General features: G+C 47.2%; 5 protein-coding genes. 3 read left to right on the forward strand and 2 right to left on the reverse strand.

Going from position 1 to position 6979, the window contains the following annotated elements; all coding sequences use genetic code 11:
• Nucleotides 1-504 precede the first annotated feature (504 nt).
• The 3 genes from ACR2PX_RS00275 (at nucleotide 505) to ACR2PX_RS00285 (ending at nucleotide 2503) form a co-directional block, all read left to right on the forward strand.
• Nucleotides 505-1455 (forward strand): tyrosine-protein phosphatase, encoded by a 951-nt coding sequence (locus ACR2PX_RS00275; RefSeq protein ID WP_433997364.1) that lies wholly within the window; start codon nucleotides 505-507, stop codon nucleotides 1453-1455.
• A 173-nt stretch (nucleotides 1456-1628) separates the two neighbouring features.
• Nucleotides 1629-2075 (forward strand): host attachment protein, encoded by a 447-nt coding sequence (locus tag ACR2PX_RS00280; protein WP_433997365.1) that lies wholly within the window; start codon nucleotides 1629-1631, stop codon nucleotides 2073-2075.
• Nucleotides 2076-2200: 125 nt separating this feature from the next.
• The gene (locus ACR2PX_RS00285; protein WP_433997366.1) at nucleotides 2201-2503 is read left to right on the forward strand and encodes a GIY-YIG nuclease family protein; all 303 of its coding nucleotides are present in this window, start codon (nucleotides 2201-2203) and stop codon (nucleotides 2501-2503) included.
• A 207-nt stretch (nucleotides 2504-2710) separates the two neighbouring features.
• On the opposite strand, the gene ACR2PX_RS00290 is transcribed toward ACR2PX_RS00285, so the two are convergent.
• Nucleotides 2711-4174: a hypothetical protein gene (locus ACR2PX_RS00290; RefSeq protein WP_433997367.1), complete on the reverse strand. Its 1464-nt coding sequence runs from the start codon at nucleotides 4172-4174 to the stop codon at nucleotides 2711-2713.
• Between the two features lie 78 nt (nucleotides 4175-4252).
• The gene (locus tag ACR2PX_RS00295) at nucleotides 4253-6451 is read right to left on the reverse strand and encodes a molybdopterin-dependent oxidoreductase (protein WP_433997368.1); all 2199 of its coding nucleotides are present in this window, start codon (nucleotides 6449-6451) and stop codon (nucleotides 4253-4255) included.
• Nucleotides 6452-6979 lie beyond the last annotated feature (528 nt).

The following is a 6979-nucleotide window of genomic DNA, read 5'->3' on the forward strand; positions in this document are numbered from 1 at the left end:
GGACTCTTCGCCCATTGGCGATTTGGATCAGCAAGAACGTTTGCTTGATGGAAGCGGAATGAATCGAGAGGTTCACGTTCCGTTTTGCGAGAGGCTGAGGGGGAAGTTCCCTCGGTCTACTCACCTAACCGTTTTCCTTAAACAGGCTCCTCATGATATCCGTGGCAAACCCGGATACCCGGTCATTACGGGCATAGGACGTACCATTACTGGTCATGTTCAGAGGGGGGAAAGTTTTCAGTTACCAGGTGGAAGTCGGCGGCCACTATCGATTGGGAAAGCATCATGCCCAACAGAAGGGACAGAACATGGTTACGGCTCATTGCTATCAGGTCCTTTTCTATTGCAGGTTTCATCTTGGTATTGAAACCTGACCATTTCTTCGATTTATTTTTGCGACCCGGATTATAAGGGAGAGTAAGCAGAGAAAGAAATTGGCAATAAGGAATTCAACGCAGTTTAAAACTTTAACTCTATGGTTACAGGTATCAGATCTGGAGTCTCATGACTATGAAGTCTGCCTGGGTTCATTCTACGTGTGTTGTCGTCTTATGGGTTTCTTCAGTGCTCCTGGCTGAAGAGATGCCTTGTACAAACACTTTGAGTATTGAAATGCCTGAGTATTGTCAGAAAATCCTGGTCAATGACCCACTTTCAGCTGTGAAAAACTTCAGACCACTGCAGCTGCCTCCTGAAACGCTATTACAAATCAAGCCAAACACCCTGTATCGCTCGGCCAGTCTGGATCAGCTGACGGCGTCAGACAAGTTGTGGCTTGAAACTAAGGCAGTAAAAACGGTGGTTGATTTTCGATCGTTCGATGAATCTGCAGAGAAGCCTGATCAGTTATTCGATACTCTCGACTTCAGAGTAGCTTTGCCGATTGGAGTAGATACTGATGATCCATATGAATTGCGAGGTCATGAGGTTCTGAAAGCTTTGAAGGGGTTGATTCAGAAAAAAGACTATAGGATAGTCAGCTGGCTGCTGCGTTTATCAGGGGTGAACCTCTTCAAGCTAAGAATAAAGAGGTATCAGGATTTCGCACGGGATTTTTCGTTCCAGACTGCACGTTTCATGAGACTCCTGACAGATCGCAGAAATTTACCACTGGTGTTCCATTGTGAAGGGGGCAAGGACAGAACCGGCTTTCATGCGGCAGTGGTCATGTTAACTCTGGGCTTTAGTAGAGAAGACGCTATCAATGATTATCTCACCACCAATCTCTACACCTTCGAAAAGCTCAGGGACGAGATGCAGGGACTTCCGGCCTCTCTTGATTTCTTGTATGCCGCCCACAGGGCAGAAATAGCAGCAGCACTGGATGTGATTCAGGCACGCTACCCTGACTTTGAAAATTATTTACAGCAGGAGCTGGGTCTGAGCAGTCAGGCTATTCAAGCTATCAGGGAAAATCTGCTGGAAACCAAAGCCGAGTCGCCCAATGAATTATAATTCTACGGAGGCTGAACAGAAAGATCTTGTTTACACTGTTAATGTTAAAAGCAAGTCTAATGGAGTCGAACTCATGGTTGTCCCTTCGTCCAATTTTATATATGACACTCCTCTTACCCATGAGTGCTAACCGTCGAAAAACCCTTTGAACCCTCAAGGTAAGGTAGTTCGTAATGAAGAAATCCTGGGTACTGGTCGCTGATAACAGTCAGGCGCGTGTTTATGAACTTACGATCAAGCCGGTGCAACTTATTCTGGTGGATCAGTATGATCATCCTGAAGGTAAGTGGAGAAATCAGGAGCTGGTATCAGACCGGGCTGGCAATACCCCTTCGGCAATGGGGAAGATGGCTAATAGAGCAGTAGGAACAGATGCATCACCTAAAGAAACGGAATCTTTTGATTTTGCCAGAGAACTGGCTGGATCGATTAATCATGCCCATGATCTGAACCAGTTCAAGTCACTGCAAATCTGTTCGCCACCCAAGCTGCTAGGGGAAATACTGCCGAATTTGAAAAAAGGGATTACAATCGAGAAAAAGGTTAACAAGGATCTTGTTAAAGAAGATGAGGAGGTCATTCTCAAGTACCTTCATACTTCCGAGTTTCCTGCTGACTGAAGCCGTGTGTTGCTGGCAATGGCCACTCTGGCCATTGCTCAAGTTAGATCTGTCTTTCTTTCTACCATAGTGCTTGCCTGCCCGGTACAGTAAACTGCTGTTGTTTATTTTTTTATGCAGATCTCATGAACTGGTTCGTTTATATCATTCTTGCAAGCAATAACAGCTTATATACGGGTATTACAACGGATGTTGAGCGTCGCTGGAAAGAGCACTCAGGCGCAAGAAAAGGCGGTGCCCGATTTTTTAATGGTAAACAGCCTGTTGCTTTGATGTATGTGGAAGAAGGTCATGACCGATCAACCGCCAGTAAGCGGGAAGCAGCTATCAAAAAGTTGACCCGTATCCAGAAGGAAGTACTACTGAAGGAAAAGCATAACAAGGCTTCAAGTTATGCTGAAGCCTTGCCAGTTAGAAAAAAAGTCTAGGAGCCTGTCGGACTTAAGACAATTTCGGCCTAAGTTCCAGAAAGAACGGCCCAATTATTCGATGAATTCGATTAAATAGGTCAACTATTCGCACGAATCCATCCAATAATTTGACTCGCTCTACTGAAACTTATGCTCGAAAGCATAAGTCCAACAGGCTCCTAGGAGCCTGACCAAGAATAGTCAGCCTCCTGCTGAGAAGAACCGTTATTTCTTCTTGTCGACTGCTGCGACAACACCTGTTCGAATGCCTACATAGGCAGCGCCATTAGGGCCCAGAACCACAGGGGCGGTTACACTGGATAGTGTGTCCAGCATGCCTCCTGTTCCCGTACCAATCAGGCGATCAAACTTTTCCTCTCCCGTAGCAAAGTCCAAAGCGGTGAGATACCAGCCACCCAGACGATCTTCTTCATTCTGTTTTTTGAAGGTATAGAAGTAGAGCAGGCCCGTTGCTGTAGAGAGTCTTGGCAGAGACTGAGACAGCAGTTCGGATTCCCAGGCTACATCACAGCCACTGCGATCTTCCCGGACATCAATTCTTGTGACACCGGGCGATGTTTCCAGAGCATTACCGGAGTATACGTGTCCATAATCGTTCTGAACCACTATGGCATTGCCGTGAACCAGCAGTGAGTTCTCAGTCGCACTTTTACCGGGCTTGAAAATAGGAACTTCACAAACTTTTCGGTCGCCCTGGATGTCTTTGTTTCGCTGGAAAACGACAACGTTTGTTGATGGGTAGCCATCATCAGCAATTGTCACCAGATCCTTACCGATCAAAGTTGGCGAGGTACCTGAGCCATGGGACAGGGTTCCTGGCTTCTGCTGTTCTCCACGATTGTACGGCTGACGCCATGTGTAAACAGGCTTGCGGGTTTTTTCATCAATCTGGAATTGATAGAGAGCATGGGTTGAAACTATGTACACACCTTCTTCATCCACAGCGAAAGAGTTTTGAATGACTTCGCCTTCCTCTTCCAACTTGTAGGTGTAGAACTCACCGGTTTTCTGATCTCTATAACCCATGTAGCCATTACTGGTGACGAACCAGAGATTACCCTGCCAGTCTGGCATGATGTCATGGATATTACTGCCTTCCGGCATAACCCCTTCCAGACTGTATTCTTCTGCAACAAGCCATTCAGGCTGTTCACCCGATTCATCCAGTTCCAGAATTTTTATGGTGTTGTCTGCGGGTGCAAGAATCGGACGATCCTGGTTGTCCAGGTGGAAGTAACCACCGCCACTGTTGTCCCGGCTTTTCTTTCTTGGCATGTCGTAGCGGGCAATGGTTTCCAGAGTATCAGGATCCAGCAGATGCAGTTCAATGCCAGTAAACTTGATGCTGACGGTGATCAATCTGCCTTTGGAGTCGAACGAGATATTGGGCGCTACACCTAAGATACGGCTGAAGACCCTGTGTGTCGCTTCGGTATTTTTGCCCAGAGGTCCAGGATAGGTGCTCTGGTTTCGGTTGTAAGAGCCGCCATGCATACTGCTTCTTTCAGATTCTGCCAGCCAGGGGTTATGGGGTTGCTGATCTTCAGCTAAAGGTGTGGCGTTTACCGCACTGCCCATGGTTGAGGGGACGTCGTTGGTACTGCATCCGGCAAGGATGACAGAAGCTGACAACACGGCACTGGCCAGTAATTTTTTCTGAATATCCATATTAACTGCTTTTTTCTTGTTATTGATGGTAGCCAATGGAGCTTTGGTTTTAGTCCGAAGCTCCTCGGCTGACTGGTTTCAAGAGGCCACTGCCATCCTGTTGAGTTCAACTTTTACAGGGACGCCATGAACCACCGCATTACTGGTGAGTTCATCCACAACTTTCTCGTTGGTAATATCATTCAGGCTGGCTCCAGGGTGAGCTTCTGCCACCCGCTTGCGGGTACCTTTGCGGTTATGCCCCCAGGAGTGCGGCAGACAGACAACGCCTGGCATAATGCTGTCTGTTATCTCTACCGGCACTTCAATACTGCCTACCGCTGAAGTCACGGTGACGGTGCTGTTCTGATTGATGCTGCGCTTTTCGGCATCGTCTGGATGAATCATCAGAGTACAGGCATGCTTTCCTTTCACAAGACGTTCGCTGTTGTGCATCCAGCCTAGAGTTCGGTTGGTTAAGCGGCTGATGATGGTCATATCGAACTCAGAATCCTGATCCATTTGCTCCTGAACTCCGCAATAGAAGCGATCATAGAGTCTGGGTAAATCGTCAAGATAAAAGTCTGGAGCCAGATCAATCTTCTTGTCTTTGGTGAAGATTCTTTCAGGCAAGCTGCGCTGCAAAGGTCCCAGGTAAACGCCTCCGGGATTCTTTTTCAGTTTTTTCAGGGTCAGGCCCTCTTTGAAGAGATTGAGGCCCGGACCGTATGGTCCAAATCTCAGGCCCATGGCAACAATTCGATCTGGGGTCAGAGCCACGTCGACGAGTTTGCTGATGGATTTGACCAGGAGCTTTTCTTTAAAGCCTGTTGCGCGTTTGGCTGCGACTCTCTTCAGCAGTTCACGAATGATTTCGAAATCGGTGTAGCCTTCGCCTTCCGGTTTGAAAAGTCTGGGAGAATATTTAGACCAGTTAATGGTGTCGTAGGTATGGTAAAACAGATCATAGTGACTTTTTTCAAAGGGGCCAACCGGTGGCAGAATGATGTCGGCATGTTTAGTGGTTTCAGTCAGATAAAAATCAACTGAGATCATAAAATCGAGCTGATCAAAGGCCTCTTCCAGCAGTTTGCCATTCGCCATGGATAGAACTGGATTGCCAGAGAGTGCAATCAATCCTCGGATCTTCCCTTCGCCGGGGGTCATGATTTCTTCTGCCATTACGCAAAGAGGTAATTCGCCAGCAAACTCTGGACGCTGGCTGACACGGCTGCGGAAAGCATCATAGGAAGACTGTCCCTGCTTGGCCTGCAGACCAACTGTATCAATAGCATTCAACGGGAACATCAGACCGCCAGGTTCATCCATATTGCCAGTGATGATATTGACGACTTGCATCAGCCAATTACAAAGGCCGCCGAATTCCACCATGGAAAGTCCGGTTCTGCCGTAACAGATAGCTGACTCTGCAGTGGCCAGTTCCACCGCTATACGTTCGATGTCTTCTGCAGCGATACCCGTGACTTTTTCAATGGTCGCCATATCAAATTGCTGAAGTGCAGGCTGCACTTTTTCCCAACCTTTGATATGAGCTTCCAGCCGACCAGGTGTAGCCAGCCCTTTTTCGAATATCGTATTGATAATGCCTATTAGAAAGAGCGCGTCGGTGTTTGGCTTGATGAAGTGGTGCTCATCGACATAGTCAGCAGATTCATTTCTTCGTGGGTCAATGAGGACGGTTTTGCCGCCTCTGGCGCTGATCTCGCTGAATTTCTTCTGTGGGTTAGCTCCTGTGGACATCATGGCACCGTTGGAAATTTTCGGGTTGGTGCCCAGCATCAGAAAATAATGCGTTCGATCTATATCCGGTACGGTAGCGAAGTAGGGATGTCCGAGCATGAACTGCCAGGCATAGTTGTGAGGAATCTGATCGACGGTGGAACCGGTGAAGATGTTTTCTGTCTTCAGCATCTCCCTCAGAGGAGCAATCCCAATCAGTGATCCGAGGTTATGCGCAATACTGCGGCCCATATAAGAGGCTACTGAGTTGTTACCATACTGCTTCTGGGTGCTGACAATTTTATCAGCCGCAAACTCAAACGCTTCTTCCCAGCTGACTTCCTGCCATTTCCCATTCACTTTCCGAATAGGTGCTTTCAAACGGTCGGGATCGGTATGAACGTCCTGAAGACCCGTAGCTTTCGGGCAAATGTTTCCTTTACTGAGTACGTCGTTGGGGTCGCCCTTAATGGACAGGATCTTGTCTCCCTCGTACTCAACGGCGATTCCACACATGGTTTCGCACAGGTGGCAGGTTCGGAAGTGCGTCTTGCTCATGACAGCCTCTGCATATACGACTATTGTTGTTATTATTTAATCACGAGGTATTAAGTTTGGAATATATAGGTATAAATACAGTTAATCAAACCTTTTTAAGTCTTTTCTGTTTTGATGAATTGACGTTTGGTCAGAGCTTCAACATGAGAGCTGTAGTCTGATTGGAAATTAGTTTTGCTTAGAAGGACTAATTTGCAGACAACGGCTATCTTTAGAGGGTTAATTTTTCATTCGGTTAGAGAACAGGGAGGTCTCGATAAAAAGAGAGCGTCCCTTGCTGAATCGACACTGGCTTCTAGTGCTTTTGATGAGTTCCTTTATCAGCCTGGCAAGTGCCCAGTCGCTGACTCTTCGATTGAATAGCTTCGGCCTGTTCGAGTTGCTTTTACTGTCTGCTTATTGTAACTGCTCAAAATTCGTAGGCAGAGCGGTTCATGAGCTGAACAGATTTTTCCCGCACCATGTCTGATAACCGGGGAATAGTTCCAGTCCCGGAGATTCGATCCTTCAGATATCTGGAGAATGACA

The sequence above is a fragment of the Endozoicomonas sp. genome (assembly GCF_051008435.1).
Lineage (GTDB): Bacteria > Pseudomonadota > Gammaproteobacteria > Pseudomonadales > Endozoicomonadaceae > Endozoicomonas_A.